The organism is Deinococcus aquaticus (genome assembly GCF_028622095.1).
GTDB classification, from domain to species: Bacteria; Deinococcota; Deinococci; order Deinococcales; family Deinococcaceae; genus Deinococcus; species Deinococcus aquaticus.
Genome location: NZ_CP115165.1, coordinates 2,513,994 through 2,531,863, shown reverse-complemented (window position 1 = coordinate 2,531,863; position 17,870 = coordinate 2,513,994). Strand labels below are relative to the sequence as shown.

General features: G+C 68.9%; 18 protein-coding genes. 11 read left to right on the top strand and 7 right to left on the bottom strand.

From position 1 onward, the window contains the following. Positions 1 to 39: 39 nt before the first annotated feature. Entirely contained in the window at positions 40 to 1,152 is a 1,113-nt protein-coding gene (locus M8445_RS12285; RefSeq protein WP_273987271.1) for a transposase, read from the bottom strand. A 219-nt stretch (positions 1,153 to 1,371) separates the two neighbouring features. Here M8445_RS12285 and M8445_RS12280 point away from each other — a divergent pair, with 219 nt between their 5' ends. Further along, positions 1,372 to 2,751, top strand: a complete 1,380-nt coding sequence (locus M8445_RS12280) for an esterase/lipase family protein (protein WP_273988050.1) — start codon at positions 1,372 to 1,374, stop codon at positions 2,749 to 2,751. A gap of 233 nt (positions 2,752 to 2,984) precedes the next feature. On the opposite strand, the gene M8445_RS12275 is transcribed toward M8445_RS12280, so the two are convergent. The 5 genes from M8445_RS12275 to M8445_RS12255 all read right to left on the bottom strand — a co-directional run bounded on the left by M8445_RS12275 (position 2,985) and on the right by M8445_RS12255 (position 6,978). Next, positions 2,985 to 4,517 (bottom strand): B12-binding domain-containing radical SAM protein, encoded by a 1,533-nt coding sequence (locus M8445_RS12275; protein WP_273988048.1) that lies wholly within the window; start codon positions 4,515 to 4,517, stop codon positions 2,985 to 2,987. A gap of 158 nt (positions 4,518 to 4,675) precedes the next feature. Then, entirely contained in the window at positions 4,676 to 5,110 is a 435-nt protein-coding gene (locus tag M8445_RS12270; RefSeq protein WP_273988047.1) for a hypothetical protein, read from the bottom strand. Next, positions 5,110 to 5,616, bottom strand: a complete 507-nt coding sequence (locus M8445_RS12265; RefSeq protein WP_230296239.1) for a Panacea domain-containing protein — start codon at positions 5,614 to 5,616, stop codon at positions 5,110 to 5,112. Before M8445_RS12265 ends, M8445_RS12270 begins: the two co-directional genes overlap by 1 nt. Before the next feature lie 48 nt (positions 5,617 to 5,664). Continuing rightward, positions 5,665 to 6,561, bottom strand: coding sequence for a class I SAM-dependent methyltransferase (locus M8445_RS12260; RefSeq protein WP_273988045.1), 897 nt, complete (start codon positions 6,559 to 6,561; stop codon positions 5,665 to 5,667). Positions 6,562 to 6,624: 63 nt separating this feature from the next. Then, entirely contained in the window at positions 6,625 to 6,978 is a 354-nt protein-coding gene (locus M8445_RS12255) for a hypothetical protein (protein WP_273988042.1), read from the bottom strand. 103 nt (positions 6,979 to 7,081) lie between these two features. Between M8445_RS12255 and nadB the strand changes: the two genes are divergently transcribed. Genes nadB through nadA form a run of 3 tightly spaced genes read left to right on the top strand, consistent with a single transcriptional unit; the run spans position 7,082 to position 10,573 of the window. Further along, positions 7,082 to 8,629 (top strand): L-aspartate oxidase, encoded by a 1,548-nt coding sequence (nadB, locus tag M8445_RS12250; RefSeq protein ID WP_273988040.1) that lies wholly within the window; start codon positions 7,082 to 7,084, stop codon positions 8,627 to 8,629. Between the two features lie 34 nt (positions 8,630 to 8,663). Next, a complete protein-coding gene (gene nadC, locus M8445_RS12245) occupies positions 8,664 to 9,527 on the top strand; it encodes a carboxylating nicotinate-nucleotide diphosphorylase (protein ID WP_273988038.1) in 864 nt (287 codons plus the stop codon). Further along, the gene (gene nadA / locus M8445_RS12240) at positions 9,524 to 10,573 is read left to right on the top strand and encodes a quinolinate synthase NadA (protein WP_273988037.1); all 1,050 of its coding nucleotides are present in this window, start codon (positions 9,524 to 9,526) and stop codon (positions 10,571 to 10,573) included. Before nadC ends, nadA begins: the two co-directional genes overlap by 4 nt. A 125-nt stretch (positions 10,574 to 10,698) precedes the next feature. On the opposite strand, the gene icd is transcribed toward nadA, so the two are convergent. Next, positions 10,699 to 11,955 carry an NADP-dependent isocitrate dehydrogenase gene (gene icd, locus M8445_RS12235; protein WP_273988036.1) on the bottom strand — a complete coding sequence of 419 codons (1,257 nt, stop codon included), beginning with the start codon at positions 11,953 to 11,955 and terminating at the stop codon, positions 10,699 to 10,701. Between the two features lie 252 nt (positions 11,956 to 12,207). Here icd and M8445_RS12230 point away from each other — a divergent pair, with 252 nt between their 5' ends. The 7 genes from M8445_RS12230 (at position 12,208) to M8445_RS12200 (ending at position 17,844) form a co-directional block, all read left to right on the top strand. Continuing rightward, positions 12,208 to 12,444 carry a hypothetical protein gene (locus M8445_RS12230; protein ID WP_273988035.1) on the top strand — a complete coding sequence of 79 codons (237 nt, stop codon included), beginning with the start codon at positions 12,208 to 12,210 and terminating at the stop codon, positions 12,442 to 12,444. A 109-nt stretch (positions 12,445 to 12,553) separates the two neighbouring features. Then, positions 12,554 to 13,486 (top strand): carbohydrate ABC transporter permease, encoded by a 933-nt coding sequence (locus M8445_RS12225; protein WP_273988033.1) that lies wholly within the window; start codon positions 12,554 to 12,556, stop codon positions 13,484 to 13,486. A gap of 138 nt (positions 13,487 to 13,624) precedes the next feature. Further along, a complete protein-coding gene (locus M8445_RS12220) occupies positions 13,625 to 14,560 on the top strand; it encodes a carbohydrate ABC transporter permease (protein ID WP_273988032.1) in 936 nt (311 codons plus the stop codon). After that, positions 14,560 to 15,090, top strand: a complete 531-nt coding sequence (locus M8445_RS12215; protein ID WP_273988030.1) for an NUDIX domain-containing protein — start codon at positions 14,560 to 14,562, stop codon at positions 15,088 to 15,090. The genes M8445_RS12220 and M8445_RS12215 overlap by 1 nt, the downstream gene beginning before the upstream one ends. Continuing rightward, complete coding sequence (locus tag M8445_RS12210; protein ID WP_273988029.1) at positions 15,087 to 16,469, top strand: FAD-dependent oxidoreductase; 1,383 nt, start codon at positions 15,087 to 15,089, stop codon at positions 16,467 to 16,469. Before M8445_RS12215 ends, M8445_RS12210 begins: the two co-directional genes overlap by 4 nt. Then, positions 16,466 to 17,002, top strand: a complete 537-nt coding sequence (locus M8445_RS12205) for a histidine phosphatase family protein (RefSeq protein ID WP_273988026.1) — start codon at positions 16,466 to 16,468, stop codon at positions 17,000 to 17,002. The genes M8445_RS12210 and M8445_RS12205 overlap by 4 nt, the downstream gene beginning before the upstream one ends. Continuing rightward, on the top strand, positions 16,999 to 17,844 hold the full coding sequence (locus M8445_RS12200; RefSeq protein ID WP_273988024.1) for an alpha/beta hydrolase family protein: 846 nt from the start codon (positions 16,999 to 17,001) through the stop codon (positions 17,842 to 17,844). The genes M8445_RS12205 and M8445_RS12200 overlap by 4 nt, the downstream gene beginning before the upstream one ends. The last annotated feature ends 26 nt before the right edge of the window (positions 17,845 to 17,870 follow it).

Genomic DNA, 17,870 nt, shown 5'->3' with positions numbered 1-17,870 from the left:
AGTTTAAAAATGAACCCGCGTCAACTGACATCTTGCAGTTTAGGGGGCGGGAGCAGAAAGTGCGTCCTGGAAGGCATCAAGCTCGGCGAGTTCCAGTTGAAGCGCTCTACGACGCACTTCTGGGATAAACGAGAACCGAACGGTTCTCGCTAACGCTCCCCAATCTGGCCATGTTCCCGGTGGTCTGGGCGGCACATCCTGATCCGCCAAGTGGCAGAGCAGATACGCCAGCCCTGAGAGACACCACCACCGCATCACACCTGTTTTGCTGTGCTGCGCGAACCGCTCCAGGCCGAACCGCCCCTTGATGGTCTTGAAGAAGCCCTCGATCCGCCAGCGGCGTTTCCCGACTCTGGCCAGGTACTTGCCGCCCAGGTTGATGTTCGACATGACGAAGCGCTGCTCTGGCTCTTTGTTCCGGTATAGCCATGCCCACGAGACGTACATGGTGGGTTTCAGACCCTGGAGTTGTGCCTTGTACCCGCGGGTCATCAGCTCGTGAATGGGTGTCCCATTCGCGAGTGTTCTGTTGCGCCGGACACCAATCACGATGTCTATTTCTCTTTCCAGGACGGCCTCAATGAACTCCGCACTTTCGAAGCCCCCGTCTGCATGCAGACGGGGGCGGCGCTTCCCCTGAAGCATGACGGGTGGAACAGTGCGGAGCAGTTTGAGGGCTAACGCGGCGGGTGAGGACGTGCCTTTTCCACGCCAGATCTGAAAGGCCCAGGGGAGCTTCAGGTCTCCACAGCAGATGTACAGGACGACCAGGTGAACGCCGTTCACGGCGTTCAGGACGTGCATCCAGTCGGAGAGTCCGGGGAACTTTCCTGCCTTTTCGAGGCTGGTCAGGTCGACCAGGAATTCGACCCGGGGACGCTGGTGTGGAGCATGTTTCCAGGTGTCATTGAAGAGCTGGAGTGCAGCCTGGCGCATGAAGCGGCAGAGTGTCCGGAGATCCCAGATCGTGTGGTTGAGGAATCGACTGATCGCGGAGGGCGATTTGACGGTTGCGCGAGTGGGCAGGGGACGACCGGAACCGTCGAGGAGGAGGTCCAGGAAGACCTGAAAGGAATCGCGATGTTGTTTGCGCGAAAAGCAGGTGAGGATGTCAGAATAGAGCCGTCTGGCACGTGCATTCTTTGGGTTCACACCTCATTCTGAGGCCAAAGCGCCGTGCCAGACGTCCTTTTCTAAAACTGCAACATGTCAGTCAAGTAAACCGCTGCTCCGGTATGTCACTGTGCTGAGCGTACCCACAACCCAGCTGCCACCCGCGGCAGAACCGTCCGTTCCAGCGTGAGGGGACTTCAGCAGTCCTGTTCCGGCACCCGGCGCGGGCCTGCCTCCGCCCGTGGCCCAGGAGCCGTCATGTCACAGCCTGCCCCGCACCGTACGCCTGCCCGCACCCCCGTCCTCGCCGCCTTGAGCGCCGCCCTGCTGCTCGCCTCCTGCGGCGCACCCACCCGCCCGGACGCCACCGCCCTGCCCGCGTCCACGGCGGCGGGCGTGCCCACCCCGCCCGAGGCGACCGCACCCGCCCGCATGACCGACCTGAGCGACACCGCCCTGCCCGCACCGCTGAACGCGCAGGCGCTGGATAAGAGCACGCCGCTGATCCTGGTACACGGCCTGGGCGGCTTCGGGCGGGACGAGGCGCTGGGCCTGCGCTACTGGGGCGGCCTGAACGACGTGCAGCAGGACCTGCGCGGCCAGGGGTACAGCGTCTTCACGGCCAGCATGGGGCCGGTCAGCAGCAACTGGGACCGCGCCGCCGAACTGTACGCGCAGATCAAGGGGGGCTGCGTGGACTACGGCGCGGCGCACGCCGCCACGCACGGGCACGCCCGCACGGACGCCGCCAAGTGCTACCCCGGCTTCTACCCGCAGTGGGACGCGCAGCACCCCGTGAACCTGCTGGGTCACTCCATGGGCGGTCAGACCGCGCGGCTACTCGTGAAACTCCTGGATGACGGCGACGCCGCCAATCGCGCCAGCGGCGGCCTGTTCGCCGGGGGGCGCGCCGGGTGGATCCGTAACGTCATGACCGTCAGCAGCCCCAACAACGGCAGCCCCGCCGCCGACACGTTGCAGGACGCCGTGCCCATGTTCAAGAACCTGATCCTGGCCTTCGCGGGCAGCGTCGGCGCGGTCAGTCCCGAGAACTTCGTGTACAACTTCGACCTGGGCCAGTGGGGCCTGAGCCGCGCCCCGGGCGAGAGTTTCACCACGTACAACACCCGCGTGTTCAACTCCGGCATCTGGAACAGCCGCGATCAGGCGGCGTACGATCTGAGCGTGGACGGCTCGGCCGCCCTGAACGCCTACGCGGGCCGCAGCCGCACCACGAGGTACTTCTCGTGGGAGACGAACGCCACCACCACCGGCCTGATCAGCGGCTGGCAGTACCCCACCCCCACCATGAACCCAGTCCTGCAACCCATCGCGTACCCCTACGCGTGGCCGCTGAAACCCGGCCTGGGCAACATCACGGGCCGCAGCCCCGGCGGGGCCGTCACGTACAGCAGCGCGTGGTGGGCGAACGACGGGATCGTCCCGAACACCTCCATGAACGCCCCGACCGGCCAGGGCAGCGCCGCGTACACCGGGCAGGCCACCACGCCCGGCAACTGGTACCGCCTGGGCCGCGTCAGCGGGTACGACCACATCGACATCACGGGCAACCTGTCGTTCCGGGATGTGAAGACCTTCTACCGCAATCAGGCGGCGTTCCTGGCCTCGCAGAATTAACTGATACGGACTCCGATTGAATGGCTTGCAAAAACCATTCAATCCGAGCGGACGCGAGTAGGAGCAAAGAGGATTCCGGGCGTGGAGTTGGCAACCCGGTGCCCTGCCGGGTTGTTAACGAAACAGACGGAAGCCGTATGACTGGAGGCGTGGGCTATGGCTCGTGAATGGTAGGCGCACGGAATCAGCCCCGCTCCTGTACGGGAGGGGGCTGAGCCGGGAACCTGAACGGGTCAGATGGCGAGGCCCTGCGCGTGGGCGCTGACGTCCTTGCTCTCGTACTGTCCGGGCGGTAGGTCGATGGCGGGGGCGTTCGTCTCGAACTCGTCGCTCCAGCCAACGTCCGCCAGGGCTTTCTTCCACGCGCCGATGCTCTCGTTGCGGTAGATCTGGTAGGCGGCCATGCCGACCTCCGGGCCACCGCGCGCAATCACGCTTTCCACCCAGGCCCACTTGGCGGATACGTTGCGCAGTTCGGCGGTGGTCCGCAGTTCCTTCTGGATGCGTTTCATGCGCTTCTCGATGACCTGCACGCCCGCGAAGGGGTCCGCGAAGTGCGGCGTGTGGCGTTTGGGCACGAAGGGACTGATGCCCAGCGCGATGCGGTTGATCCCGGCGAGTTCCTTGGTGAACGAGATCAGTTCCGTGATGTCGTCGTCGTTTTCCGGGCCGAGGCCGATCATCATGTACACCTTGATGCCCTTGAAGCCCAGGTCGCGGCTGATGTGCGCGGTCTTGATGAGGTCCTCGGTGGTGATGCCTTTTTTCAGCCAGCGGCGCAGGCGTTCGCTGGGGGCGTCGCTGGCGACCGTGAAGGTCCGCAGCCCGCCGGCCTTGAGAATCTCGGCCAGTTCGGCGTCGACCGTGTCGGCGCGGATGGAGCTGACGCCCAGCTTGATGCCCCGGTCAGTCAGGGTGCGGCCCACGAACTTGGTGTGCGGGAAGTCGCTGAGGGCCGCGCCGACCAGTCCGACCTTGGTGGCCCAGTCGGGGATGACGTCCAGCAGTTCCTGCGCCTGGTTGTTGCGGTTGGGGCCGTACATGGTCCGGGCGAGGCAGAAGGTGCAGGGGCGTGGGCAGCCGCGCTGCGCCTCGACCAGGAACATGTTGCTCAGTTCGCTGTGCGGCGTGACGATCTGGCTGTACGCCGGCAGCAGTTCCTTGGGCGCGGTCGCCCACTTGGGTTCGTGGGTGTGCCGGGCGGGCAGGAACACGCCGGGCATGCCGTCCACGAGATCGTAGAAGTCCTCGCGGCTCTCGGCCTCGCGCAGGGCCTCGCTGACGACCGGGATGATCTGCTCGCCGTCCCCGATGATGATCACGTCCGCGAAGGGAGCGAGCGGGTAGGGGTTGCTGCTGGTGAACGGCCCGCCGATCATGACGATGGCGTCGCTGTCGTCGCGTTCCTCGCGCAGGGGGCGCAGGCCCGTCACGTCCAGCAGGCGGATGATGTTCGTCAGGTCCAGCTCGAACGACACGCTGATGGCCAGCAGCTGGCAGTCGCCGGCGTCGCGGCCGGTCTCGACGGTGGGCAGGGCCTGCCCGGTCTTCTCGAAGGCCTCGACGTCGTCGGGGAGGAAGGCGCGTTCGCAGGCGACACCTTCCTCGTTGTTGAACATGCGGTAGATGACCTGATACCCCAGCGAGGCCATGCCGACCGAGTAGCGGTTGGGGAAGGCCAGGGTCACGCGGACGGGGGCCTGCTTGAACAGGGTGCCGGTCTCGTCGTCCAGCAGGGGTTTGATGGTGTTGCGCCAGTAACTCAAAAGTCCTCCGGGAGCGTGGGCCGCGCCGGAGGGGACCAGAGCGGTCTCAGCGCAGGGGCTGGGCTCGGGCGGCGGCGCGCGTCACAATCTGCCATTCTACGGGATTGTGCGCACCCAACTGAAGTGTGCGTTACGACCTGCCCGCGCCCCTGCGAGCGTCAGGGGTCCGGTGTGGGGGGCGGGGCGTCCGGCAGGGCGCGCCCCTGCGGGTACAGCCAGCGCAGGAACACCAGGAACAGGCCGATCACGGTGGCGGTGCTGGTCGTCAGGAACGCCACGAGCACGCTGCTGTCCAGCCGGAACGGTCGGCCCGCCAGTTCGCCCCACCCGGCCGCCAGGGTCAGGACCACGTCGGCGGCCAGCCACGCGCCGGACAGCAGGAACACGATGGCCCCCACGCCCAGCCGCAGCCAGCGTTGATCCACGGCCTCGCGGTAACGCAGTTCGCGGGTGCGGCGTTCCAGGTCCGCCTGGGTGGGCAGGGCGCGCCGCTCGGCTTCCAGTCCGTGCAGCACGGCCTGTTCGATGGCGGTCCGTTCGGGCGCTGGGGACGGGGCAGGGGGCGGGGTGGCAGGCGGCGCGGGGTCCGGCATCAGGCGCTACGGGCCAGGGCGGTGTAGTACTCGCGGGTGATTTCGTCGGGGATCAGGTCCGCGCGGGCCGCGTACACCTGCGCCCAGGGGCTACCGGCGCGGTGGGTCAGGCGTGAGAGTTCCAGGCCGTCCATGCTGCCGTAGGCACTCCAGACGCTGCGGATCACCTCGGCGGCGTCCGGGTCGGCGTGCAGGTCCGGTTCGGACGGCGCGACCGGCAGCGGCGACTCGATGGGCTGCACGCCCCGCCCGCCCCAGCGTTCCCACAGGCGGCGGATGACCGGGCCGTTCTTCCAGGCGTGCACGGTGTTGTACGTCAGGGGGCGGCCCAGCAGGGCCAGCGCGTAGCCATGCGCGATGAACACCAGCTTGTGCACCTGCATCTGCGTCAGGTGCCGTCCCTCGCGGCGGGCCAGTTCGATGAAGGCGTTCGCCACGACCTCGGCGGCGTACCCACCGGGGGGCAGCGCGGCGGGCCAGGGGGTGACGGTGTCGGGGTGGGTCATGGCGAAACCTCCTTTCCCGGCCGGTCGGACCCGCCGGGGGTTCTGTCCTCAGCGTAACACGGCGCGGCTGGGCGCGGTGGGTCCGGGAGCGGTGGAGTCCAGCGTGCCCAGGTATGCGCGCGTCAGGTACGCCAGTTCCACGTGAGCCTCAGCGCCCGGCGCACCCGCCTGCGCGTGAGCATCGAAAGCCGCGTCCAGCGCCGCCCGCAGGGCCGGGAAGTCCGGTGAGTCCGGTGCGGGCAGGTAACTCACGCTGCCCGCCAGCGCATGCAGGGCCCCGAGCGTCAGGGGGTGCGTGTGCGTCCACTCGCGCACCTCGAACCCGCCGGGCATGAACAGCGGCAGGTCATCCTCCGGCACGCGGATCTGAAGGGGATCGTCACCCGTGAACGCCCGCACGACCTCACCGTACGCGCGGTTGAATGGTGCGCTTTCCTGTGCGGCCCGCCAGTCGTTCCAGACGAACAGCACCCGCCCGCCCGGAATCAGCACGCGCCGGAACTCCGGCAGGGTCCGCCCCGGGTCGAACCAGTGGGCCGCCTGCGCCGCCGTGATCAGACCCACCGAGGCGGCGGGCAGTCCGGTCGCCTCGGACGTTCCGGCCTGCATGGTCAGCCCCGGCACGCCGCGCAACCCCTCACCCAGCCGGGCGCGCATGTCCGGGTTGGGTTCCACGGCCGTCACGGCCGCGCCGTGCGCCAGCAGCAGGCGCGTGAACAGGCCGGTGCCCGCGCCGATATCCGCGACCCGTGCGTTCAGCAGCCCCAGGTCCCGCAACCACGCGCCCAGCGCGTCCGGGTAGCCGGGGCGGGCCTGCGCGTACACGTCCGCGCGGCCCAGGAACCGGGCCGGGTTCACCACACTGGAATCGGTCGCCGCGCCCGGGGTGATGGCGCCCGGGGTGATGGCGTCCGGGGTCTGGGCGTCCGGGGTCTGGTCAGGCATACGAACATCCTGGCATGGTGGCCCGCGCAGGCCTGAAGGAAGTCCTGAGGAGAGTGGGCAGGCTCAGGCGGAAACGTCCGGCGAGACCGGAGGTTTCTCCAGACTGACCGGAGCGGCCGCAGGGGGCGCAAACGTGAGCAGCGCGGCACCGGCCGGGCGGGCGGCGACGCTGGACCGGGCGGACCCAGTCCCGCCACGCGCCCGCAAGGCCGGACGCCACGCACTGGCCACGAAGTACACCAGCCCCGCCAGCACGCCCGTCACCAGCAGGAACCACAGCAGTCGGCCCAGCACACCCACGGCGCCCACCAGCACCACGCCCACACCCACCAGGACCTGACCGATCAACCACACCAGGGCCAGCGCCGTGACCGCCAACAGAATCACGCCCGCCAGGGCAAGCAGCAGTCGCGTCATGCCGCGCAGTCTAGAGCAGGTGGGCGCGATGGGTGACGGGTGATGGTTGATGGCCCGCCAGTGTCACCCCTGCCCACTCTTCCCGTGCCGTACCCTGTCGGGCGTGAGGATTGTCGAGACGGAGCTTCTGGTGATCGGGGGCGGGGTGGCGGGCGCGTACGCGGCTCTGACGGCCCGGAGTTACGGGGCGGACGTGACGCTGGCCTGCAAGACGCCCCTGACGGGTGGCTCGACCCGCTGGGCGCAGGGTGGAATTGCGGCCCCACTGGCGCAGGGTGACGAGGAGGCGCACGCACTCGATACCCTGAAGGCCGGGCGGGGACTGTGCGAGCCGGAGGCGGTGCAGGCATTCGTGCGGGACGCCCGGTCGCACGTGGAGACGCTGCGGGACCTGGGCGTGACGTTCAGCCCGCACGTGACGCTGGAGGGCGGGCACAGTCGGGCGCGCATCCGTCACACGGGGGACTCGACGGGTCACTCGATCAGCCTGGCGCTGGCCGGGGCGCTCGGGGCGGCGCGGGGTCCGGCGCTGGACGTGCTGGAGGGCGCGTTCGTGCGGAATCTGCGGGTGTCCGGGGGTGCGGTGGTGGGCGCGGACCTGCTCACGCCGGACGGGCCGGTGCAGGTGCGCGCCGGGGCGGTGCTGCTGGCGACCGGGGGCTTTGGGCGGCTGTACCCGGTGACGACCGCGCCGCCCGAGGGGACGGGGGACGGGCTGGGGCTGGCATGGCAGGCGGGCGCAGCGCTGCGGGACCTAGAATTCGTGCAGTTTCACCCGACGGCGGTGGTGCGGGGCGGCGCGGCGTTTCTGGTGACGGAGGCCGCGCGGGGCGAGGGTGGGCGGCTGCTGAACGCGCGCGGCGAGCGGTTCATGGAGCGCTACGATCCGGCGCTGGAACTCGCGCCGCGTGACGTGGTGGCCCGCGCGATTGCGGCCGAGATCGCCGCGACGGGCCGGGTGGACCTGGACCTGCGGCACCTGGGCGCAGCGTTCGTGCGCTCCCGCTTCCCGACGGTCACGGCGTCCCTGGCGCCGCTGGGCCTGGACCTGGGCGCGGACCTGATTCCGGTGCAGCCGGCGGTGCATTACACGATGGGTGGCGTGCAGACGGACGTGCAGGGCCGCACGGGCGTGCCGGGCCTGTACGCGGCGGGTGAGGTGGCGTCCAGCGGCCTGCACGGCGCGAACCGGCTGGCCAGTAACAGTCTGTCCGAGGGGCTGGTGTTCGGCGCGCGGGCGGCGCGGGCGGCCCTGGCGGTCCTCAAGCCAGTGCCGGCGCGCACCGAGGCATTGCCGGCCCCGCTGGTGGACCCCGCCTGCCTTCACGCGCTGCGGGCACTGGTGGCGGGCGCGGCGGGGTTGCGGCGCGACGGGGCGGGACTGCGGGCCGCGCTGGACGCCTGGGCGTGGCCGGTCACAGGCGCCGAATCCCGCGAGAGCCTGGAGGCCGGGCATCTGGCCCTGATCGGCAAGCGGGTGTTGCGGGCGGCGCTGGACCGTGAGGAATCGCGCGGTGGGCACCACCGGACGGACTTCCCGGGCGAGGCAGCGGGCGCGGTGCATTCGCTACAGTCGCGGGCACTGGGCGAGCAGGTGACACGGGTGCCGGTGGGCGCGGCCGCTGCGGCCGTGCTAGGGTCTTCCGCGTGAAATCCCGCACAACGTCACCGCTGGGGACCGCCCCATGCTGAGCCTCGACGAGCGCCTGCGTGCCGCTCTGGCCGAGGATATCGGCCGGGGGGACGCCACGACCCTCGCCACCATTCCCGCCTCGCAGCGGGCCACCGCCGAATTCCTGCTGAAGGAACCGGGCGTCCTGAGCGGCCTGGAGGTCGCCACGCGCGTGTTCGCGCTGGTAGACCCGGCCGTGACCGTCACCTGGACCGCGCGGGACGGCGAGGCCCGCACACGCGGCCCGATCGGCACGGTCATCGGCGCGGCCCGCAGCCTCCTGACCGGCGAACGCCTCGCCCTGAACCTGATGCAGCGCCTCTCGGGCGTGGCCACGCAGACGCGGCGCTACGCCGACACGCTGGGCGGCGGGCACACGCGCCTGCTCGACACCCGCAAGACCACCCCGCTGTGGCGCGACCTGGAGAAACAGGCGGTGCGGCACGGGGGCGGGTTCAATCACCGCGCGGGCCTGGACGACGGCATCCTGATCAAGGACAACCACGTGGCCGCCGCCGGCAGCATCACGGAAGCCATCCGCCGCGCCCGCGACCACAGTTACCTGCTGAAGATCGAGTGCGAGGTGCCGGACCTCGCGGGCCTGGAAGAAGCCCTGCACGCCCGCGCCGACCGCGTGCTGCTGGACAACATGAGCGACGAGCTGCTGGCACAGGCCGTGGCGCTGCGTGACCGCCTCGCGCCGCACGTGACGCTGGAAGCCAGCGGCAACATGACCCTGTCCCGCCTGCCCCGCGTGGCGGCCAGCGGCGTGGACTTCGTGAGCGCCGGGGCGCTGACGCACTCGGCCCCCGCGCTGGACATCAGCCTGAACTTCATTCCCACCCCCGACCCCGCTGCACCCGAGGACCTGTCATGACCGACCTGCCCAATACGGCCCCCACCCCCCGCCCCGTCACGGAACGCCCCGACCCCGCCGGCAGCCCGGTCGTCCCACGCCCGCAGACGCCCCACCGCGACCTGCTGCAACTGGAAGTCCTACCGGACGAGGCGCAGATCCGCGCGGACATCGAACGCCTGCGCCAAGAGAAGAACGCCGTGATCATCGCGCACAACTACCAGCGGCCCGAGGTGCAGGGCATTGCGGACTACGTGGGCGACTCGCTGGGCCTGTCCCGGCAGGCCGCGAAGACCGACGCGGACGTGATCGTGTTCGCCGGTGTGCACTTCATGGCCGAAACCGCCGCGATCCTCAACCCGGACAAGACCGTGCTGCTGCCCGACCTGCGCGCCGGGTGCTCGCTGGCCGACACCGTCACCGCGCAGGGCATCCGCGACTGGAAAGCGCAGAACCCCGGCGGGCTGGTCGTCACGTACGTGAACACCACCGCCGACGTGAAAGCCGAGAGCGACTACTGCTGCACCAGCGGGAACGCCGTGCAGATCGTGCAGAACCTCCCGCAGAACGTGCCGGTCCTGTTCGCCCCGGACCGCTTCCTGGCCGCGCACGTGATCCGCGAAACCGGCCGCGCCATGGACGTCTGGGACGGCGCGTGCCACGTGCACGAGGCCATCCGCCCCGAGGACGTCACGGACCAGCAGGCCGCGTACCCGGACGCCGAACTGCTCATCCACCCCGAGTGCGGCTGCTCCACGAAAATCCTGGGCGCCCTGCCGGAGTTGCAGCTGTACTCCACCGAGGGCATGGTCCACCGCGCCCGCGAGAGCGCCGCGCAGGAATTCATCGTCGTCACCGAGACCGGCATGGTCACCCGCCTGGAACACGACGTGCCCGAAAAGACCTTCATTCCGGTTAGCCGCACCGCCTGCTGCGAGTACATGAAGATGATCACCCTGGAGAACATCCGTGACGCACTGGAGAACCTGCAGCCGCGCGTGACCGTCCCCGCCGACATCCGTGAAAAGGCCCTGGTGCCCATCGAACGAATGCTCGCCATCGGGTAAACCCGCAGCCGCAGACAGGCCCGCTCTACCGTTCTGGTGAGCGGGCCTGCCCTGCTGGCGCCAGCGCCTATCAACAGGGAGGCCCGGACCGCACACGCTGCGTCCGGGCCTCCCTGGTCTGTGGTTCAGGCCTTGCGGGCTTTCATGTTCTCGATGATCTTGTCACCGAACTGGCTGGTCTTGACTTCGGTGGCGCCTTCCATGTTGCGGGCGAAATCGTACGTGACGACGCGCTGCTGGATGGTGTCGTCCAGGCCTTTCAGGATCAGGTCGGCGGCTTCGGTCCAGCCCATGTAGCGCAGCATCATCTCGCCCGAGAGGATCACGGAGCTGGGGTTGATGACGTCCTTGCCGGCGTACTTGGGGGCGGTGCCGTGCGTGGCTTCGAAGATGGCGTGGCCGGTCACGTAGTTGATGTTCGCGCCGGGGGCGATGCCGATCCCGCCGACCTGTGCGGCCAGCGCGTCGCTGACGTAGTCGCCGTTGAGGTTCAGAGTAGCGATCACGTCGTAGTCGGTGGGGCGCAGCAGGATCTGCTGGAGGAAGTTGTCGGCGATGACGTCCTTGATGATGATGCCGTTCGGGAGCTGGCACCAGGGGCCGCCGTCGATCTCGACCGCGCCGAATTCACGTTTGGCGAGTTCGTAGCCCCAGTCGCGGAAGCCGCCTTCCGTGAACTTCATGATGTTGCCCTTGTGGACGATGGCGACGCTCTTGCGGCCGTTGTCGATGGCGAACTGGATGGCGGCGCGCACGAGACGCTCGGTGCCTTCCTTCGAGACGGGTTTGATGCCGAACGAGCTGGTGTCGGGGAAGCGGATCTTGGTGACGCCCATCTCGCGCATCAGGAAGCCGCGGACCTTGTCGGCCTCGGGCGTGCCGGCCTTGTACTCGATGCCGGCGTAGATGTCCTCGGTGTTCTCGCGGAAGATGACCATGTCCACGTCTTCGGGGCGCTTGACGGGGCTGGGCACGCCCTTGAAGTACTGGACGGGGCGCACGCAGGCGTACAGGTCGAGTTCCTGGCGCAGCGCGACGTTGATGGAGCGGATGCCGGTGCCGACGGGGGTGGTCAGAGGGCCCTTAATGCCGAACAGGTACTCGTCGAAGGCGTCCAGGGTGCCCTGGGGCAGCCACTCGTTGGCGCCGTACACTTCGAGGCTCTTCTCACCGGCGTAGACTTCCATCCACTCGATCTTCTTCTCGCCGCCGTAGGCGATCTCGACGGCGGCGTCGAGGACGCGCACGCTGGCTTTCCAGATGTCGGGGCCGGTGCCGTCGCCCTCGACGAAGGGAATGATGGGGTGGTTCGGCACGGTGAGCTTGCCGTCTTGCATCGTGATCTTCTCGCCCTGCGTGGGCACCTTGATGTGGTTATCCATGACGGGAACCACTGTACCCCAGTCGCGTGAGTCCGGAGTTGGTGTCCGTGTTACCCGAAAGGTTCAGGGCGCGGTCTGGACGCAGTTCAGAGTTTTACGGGCGCGGCCCGGCCACGTCGTCCACGGGCCGCACTGATTAAGGATTGCCTTCCGGTTCCTGGGGGACTCCTGAACGTTCCCTCACCGCACGGGCGCGCCGCTGCCCGATGCTATTCACACCCAAGAGGGAATCCAACTTGCAGGAGGTTCACAATGAGTGATGACAAAAGCACGGCTGGGAACATGCTGGACGCCGCCAAGGCCAAGGTCAACGAGGCCGCCGACCGCGCCCGCGAGGCCGGTCACAACGTCGCGCACGCCGTGACGGGCGACGCGCACCACAAGGCCGAAGCCCTTGAGGACCGCGCCAAGGCCGAGGTTCACAACGCGCAGGCCAACGCCGAGTACAGCGAAGGCAAGCGCGAAGCCACCGACGGCGACGGCAAGTAATCCCAGCCTGAACTTCCCACCGGACCCCGCGTGGTCCGCACCAGCTTCCCCGCAGCGGGAGGCTGGTTTTTTCATGCCTGCGGGCCGCAAAGTGCGTACACTGCCGGGCATGACTTCAACCCAGCGGCGTGTGTCACGCCGGGCACAGCACAAGTTGGGTGGAACGGGCGCCAAGGTCACGGCCCGTAACACCCTGATCGCCTACGCTTTCATGCTTCCGTTCCTGATCCTGCTGGTCGTGTACCACACGTGGCCCGTGATTTTCGGCACGTACCTGGCGTTCACGAAGTACAACATCATCTCGCCGCCGCAGTGGGTGGGCCTGGCGAACTTCCGGGAACTCTTCGCCGACGAGCAGTTCTGGTCGGGGCTGACCAACAGCCTGAAGTACATCCTGGTCGTGCCGGTCATTCAGGTGATCGCGATTCTGGTGGCGCTGCTGGTGAACCGGCCCCTGAAAGGCATCGGGTTTTTCCGCACCGCGTACTACGTGCCGGTCGTGACGAGTTTCGCGGTGGTGGGCCTGATCTGGAACTGGATGTACCAGCAGGGCGGGCCGGTCACGGCCGTCCTGGGATTCCTGGGCCTGCCGCAGAACGGGTCATTCCTGAACAACCCGGCCACGGCGCTGTACGCGGTGATGTTCGTGACGCTCTGGAAGGGCATCGGGTACTACATGGTGCTGTACCTCGCGGGGTTGCAGGGCATCAGCCCGGAGCTGGAAGAAGCGGCCACCATCGACGGCGCGACCCGCACGCAGGTGTTCTGGAACATCACGCTGCCGGGGCTGCGGCCCACGATTCTGGTGTGCAGCCTGATGTCCACCATCAGCGCCATCAAGGTGTTCGAGGAGATCTACGTGATGACGCAGGGCGGCCCGGCCGGCAGTACGTACTCGGCGCTGTTCTACACGTACTCGCGGGCGTTCGTGGACTTCCAGTACGGGCTGGCGGCCGCGGCCGGGATCATCATCGCGGTCATCAGCATCCTCTTCGGCCTGATCAACTTCAAACTGACGCGCGGAGGGAAAGTCGATGCCTGACCTGATACGGATTCCGTTTGTTTCGTTGACAACCCGGAAGGGCGCCGGGTTGCCAACTCCACGTCCGAAACCCGTTTCTCTCCTTCTCGCATCCGCTCGGATTGAATGGCCTTTGCAGTCCATTCAATCGGAGTCCGTATGACCTCCCCCCTGCCCGCCGCGACCGCCCCCATGAGTGCCGAAGAACACGCCCGGCTGGCCGCGCAGCTCAAATCGCGCCGCGTGGCCCGGCAACGCGTGCAGAACGTCCTGGCGTACGCGGTGCTGATCGTGATCGCGCTGATCATGCTCTACCCGTTCTACTGGACGCTGATCACGTCGTTCGAACCGACCGGGAACATCTACGAGGCCAAGATCCTGCCCAAAGGTGTGTCCCTGCGCAACTACGCCGAGGTGTTCAGCGGGACGACCGTGCCGTTCTGGCGCCTGATCCTGAACTCGCTGGTCATCTGCGTGCTGGGCGTGACCATCACGACCACTCTGGCCACCCTGGCCGCGTACCCGCTGGCCAAGATGCGCTTTCCGGGCCGGGACCTGATCTTCTACTCCATCCTGATCCTGATGGTCCTGCCGAACGAGGCGGGATTGATCGTCAACTACATCACGACCATCAAACTGGGCCTGCTGCAACAGACCAACCCGGTCATTGACGCGATCCGTCAGTACATGGCGGTAGTCCTGCCGGGTGCGGCCAGCATCATCGGGCTGTTCCTGCTGCGGCAGGCGTACCTGGGCGTCCCGCAGGAACTGATCGAGGCCGCCCGCATCGACGGCGCGCGCGAACTGACCATCTGGCGACGCATCATGCTACCGCTGGCGCTCCCCACCATCGTGGCCTTCGCCATCCTGGAATTCGTGGCGTACTGGAACTCGTTCCTGTGGGCGCGGATCATGCTGCCCGACAAGAACATGCTGCCCCTCTCGGCGGGCCTGCTGGAACTCAGCAGCACCTTCAGCACGAACAGCCGCGCCGTCATGGCGGGCGCCGTGATCACGATCATCCCGATCCTGATCGTGTTCCTGATGGGCCAGAAGTACTTCATGAAAGGCCTGGAAGGTGCGGTGAAAGGCTGATGCTGGCGCTGCCACGACTGCTGACGCGGCCACGACGCCGGAAGGACTTCTACGTGAACGCCCGCGCCGTGATCGAACGCAGCGGCCCCCACGGGCGCGAGGTCCTGCTGCAACGCCGCGTGAAACCCGGGCAACCCAGACGCCTGGAATTTCCCGGCGGGCAACTCGACCCCTTCGAGGGCATCACGGACGCCCTGACGCGCGAGGTCCGCGAGGAAACGGGCCTGACCGTCAGCGACTACCTGACGGACCTGCGCGGCACGACTACGGGCACACCGGCCGCCGAGGTGGAATGCCTGACGCCCAGTTTCGTGTACCAGACCCGGCGCGGGCCGGTGGACAGCGTGGGCTTCTTCTTCCGCGTGCAGGCCAGCGGCGACCTGACGGAGCGCGGCGACGGGGCCGCCGGTCACGAGTGGGTACCGCTGGGCGAGATCCACCGTCGCTTTCAGGACGCGCCGAACACCTTCGACTGGCTCACGCAGGCGGCGCTGAGGCACCTGCTGACGCACGACTGGCGGGACGTGTGAACGGGGGCACCCTCTCCTACCGGACGCTGGACCGCGAGTGGGACGTGATCGTGGCGGGGGGTGGGACGGCCGGGGCGGTCGCGGGGGTCGCGGCGGCCCGGTCGGGCGCGCGGGTGCTGGTCGTGGAGGCGCAGGGCAGCCTGGGCGGCACGGGCACGAACGCGTGGGTGACGCCGCTGATGCGGAACGTGTCGGGCGGGCAGAACCTGAACCTGGGTCTGACGGACGAGATCAAGGCCCGCCTGCGGGCGCGGGGGGACGGCGCGGTGGACGCGCACGGGAACGATAACTGGTTCAATCCGGAGGGCCTGAAGTTCGTGCTGGACGACCTGCTGGCCGACGCGGGGGCGGAGGTGCTGTTTCATACGCAGGTGGTGCAGCCCGTCATGGACGGGGACAGGATCGGGGCGCTGGTCATGCACAACAAGGGCGGCTTGCAGGCGCTGCGGGCGCGGGTGTTCATCGACGCGACCGGGGACGCGGACGTGGCGGCGGCGGCGGGCGTGCCGTTCCAGGCGGGTGATGGGGACGGGGTGCATCAGGCCATGAGTCTGCGGTTCTCGCTGGCGGGCGTGGACACGGGGCGGCTGCGTGACTTCCTGAACGGCGCGGGGCAACCGCAGGAGTCGGCGGAGTTCCTGCATTTCTGGATGGTGTGGGGCCGCCGCAGTTCGCTGGAGGGCCTGTTCCGGCAGGCGGTGGCGGACGGGGTGCTGCTGGAGCGGGATGGGGATTACTTCCAGGCGTTCAGCGTGCCGGGGCGGCCCGGAGAGTTGAGTTTCAACTGCCCCCGTATCCGTGCGGATCTGAACGACGGCGCGGACCCCTGGCAGCTCAGCGAGGCGCAACTGGACGGGCGGGCGGCCGTGACGCGCCTGACGGACTTCTGCCGCCGGTTCCTGCCGGGCTGCGAGGACGCGTTCGTGGGGGTGGTCGCGCCGATGGTGGGCGTGCGCGAGACGCGGCGCATCGAGGGCGAGTACACGCTGGGCGTGACGGACATTCTGGACTGCGCGCGCTTCGAGGATTCCATCTGCCGGAATCACTACCCGGTGGACATCCACTCGGTGAAGGGGGGCGCGCGGCTGCTGCACGAGCGGGAGGGCAGCGCGCCGTACTTCGCGCCGGACGCGTACCACGAGATTCCGTTCCGGGCGCTGGTGCCGCGCGGCGTGGTGAACCTGCTGGTGCCGGGCCGCGCGGCGAGCAGTACCTTCGAGGCGCAGTCCGCGATTCGCGTGCAGCAGAACTGCCACACGATGGGCGAGGCGGCCGGGATCGCGGCGGCGTGGGCGGCGCGGGATCACGCGGGGCAGGTGGGGGCGGTGGACGTGCAGGCCTTGCGGGCCGAGATGCGCGCCCGGGGTGGGAACGTATGACGGGCAGAGTTGAAGTGAAGCCGGGAACGCTGCTGCTGGTGCGGCACGCGCAGGCGACCGGGCAGGAACCGGGGGCGCCGCTGACCCCGGACGGCGGGGCGGCGGCGCAGGCCCTGGCCAGTTCGCTGGCCGGGCTGGGCGTCACGCGGATCGTCAGCAGTCCGTGGGTGCGGGCGGCGGCGACGGCGCGTCCGCTGGCAGATCGGCTGGGCCTGCCCGTCACAACGGATGAGCGCCTGACCGAGCGGGTCCTGAGCGGCGCATCCCGCGCCGACTGGCGCGAGCGGCTGCGGGAGAGTTTCGCGGACGACACCCTGTGCCTGCCGGGCGGCAAGTCCGGCGCGGAGGCCCGAGCCCACATTCAGGCGGCTCTGGCGGACGCGCGCGACCCGGCAGGCGTGGTGGTCGTGGTCACGCACGGGAATCTGCTGGCCCTGGCGCTGGGTCTGGGCTTCGGGGACTGGGCGGCGCTGCGCAACCCGGACGTGTGGGCCACGCGCCCTGACGGTCCGGCGGTCCGGGTGGACGCGTGACCCGCGCGTTCGACCCGGCCGACCCGCACGCGACCCCGCTGGCCGGGGGCCGCCCGTACCGGGTGGTGCGCCGGGTCCTGGGGGGCGTGCCGTGCCTGCTGGAACTGCCGCCCGAGGGGCAGGCGGTCACGGCGCTGTGCGTGGTGTACCACGGGGCCTGGGCGGCCAAGGAGGGCAAGCTGGGCGTGTACGCGGCCCTGGCGGCGGGCCGTGCGGGAGGGGGCGGCGCGGCGGTGCTGCTGCCGGACGCGGCGCTGCACGGTGAGCGGCAGGGCGACACCCCACCGGGCCTGAATGCCCGCGAGTACGTGTGGGAGAGTGTGCGCCGCACGGTGGCCGAGGCTCCGGCCCTGCTGGAGGCGCTGCACGCAGAGTTCAGCGCGGAATTCGGGCCAGAGTTCAGGCCAGATTTCCGGAGCGCGCCGCTGTGGCTGGTGGGGTCCAGCATGGGCGGGTACGTGGTGCAGACGCTGCGGCGCACGCTGCCGGACGCGGGCTTTCCGGTGGCGCGGACGGCGGCGCTGATCACGTCCGGCGTGTGGCAGGAACCGGAGGTCCGTGGGCCGCACCTGCGGGCCTTCCTGGACACCTACCGGCCGGTCACGCACGTGGCGGAGTTGCCTGTCACGCCGCTGCTGCTGGCCAGCGGTGAGGCCGACCCGACCTTTCCGCTGGCGGCGCATCACGCGCCCACGGCGGCGGCGTACCGGGCAGCGTTCGCGCAGGCAGGTGCAGACGCGGGTCTGGTAGAACGCACCTTCGCCGGGGTCGGGCATTACACCAGCGTGCAGATGCAGAGCGCCGTGCTGGCCTTCCTGGAAGGAGGCCGGCCACCTGCCTGACCGGGGGGCCTGACTGCGGGGAGCGT

Coding starts and splice junctions, on each gene's coding strand:
- M8445_RS12230 (WP_273988035.1), top strand. CDS start 12,208: ATGAGTGATGACAAAAGCACGGCTGGGAACATGCTGGACGCCGCCAAG.
- M8445_RS12265 (WP_230296239.1), bottom strand. CDS start 5,616: ATGACCCACCCCGACACCGTCACCCCCTGGCCCGCCGCGCTGCCCCCC.
- icd (WP_273988036.1), bottom strand. CDS start 11,955: ATGGATAACCACATCAAGGTGCCCACGCAGGGCGAGAAGATCACGATG.
- nadA (WP_273988037.1), top strand. CDS start 9,524: ATGACCGACCTGCCCAATACGGCCCCCACCCCCCGCCCCGTCACGGAA.
- M8445_RS12255 (WP_273988042.1), bottom strand. CDS start 6,978: ATGACGCGACTGCTGCTTGCCCTGGCGGGCGTGATTCTGTTGGCGGTC.
- M8445_RS12260 (WP_273988045.1), bottom strand. CDS start 6,561: ATGCCTGACCAGACCCCGGACGCCCAGACCCCGGACGCCATCACCCCG.
- M8445_RS12270 (WP_273988047.1), bottom strand. CDS start 5,110: ATGCCGGACCCCGCGCCGCCTGCCACCCCGCCCCCTGCCCCGTCCCCA.
- M8445_RS12205 (WP_273988026.1), top strand. CDS start 16,466: ATGACGGGCAGAGTTGAAGTGAAGCCGGGAACGCTGCTGCTGGTGCGG.
- M8445_RS12220 (WP_273988032.1), top strand. CDS start 13,625: ATGACCTCCCCCCTGCCCGCCGCGACCGCCCCCATGAGTGCCGAAGAA.
- nadC (WP_273988038.1), top strand. CDS start 8,664: ATGCTGAGCCTCGACGAGCGCCTGCGTGCCGCTCTGGCCGAGGATATC.
- M8445_RS12280 (WP_273988050.1), top strand. CDS start 1,372: ATGTCACAGCCTGCCCCGCACCGTACGCCTGCCCGCACCCCCGTCCTC.
- M8445_RS12215 (WP_273988030.1), top strand. CDS start 14,560: ATGCTGGCGCTGCCACGACTGCTGACGCGGCCACGACGCCGGAAGGAC.
- M8445_RS12225 (WP_273988033.1), top strand. CDS start 12,554: ATGACTTCAACCCAGCGGCGTGTGTCACGCCGGGCACAGCACAAGTTG.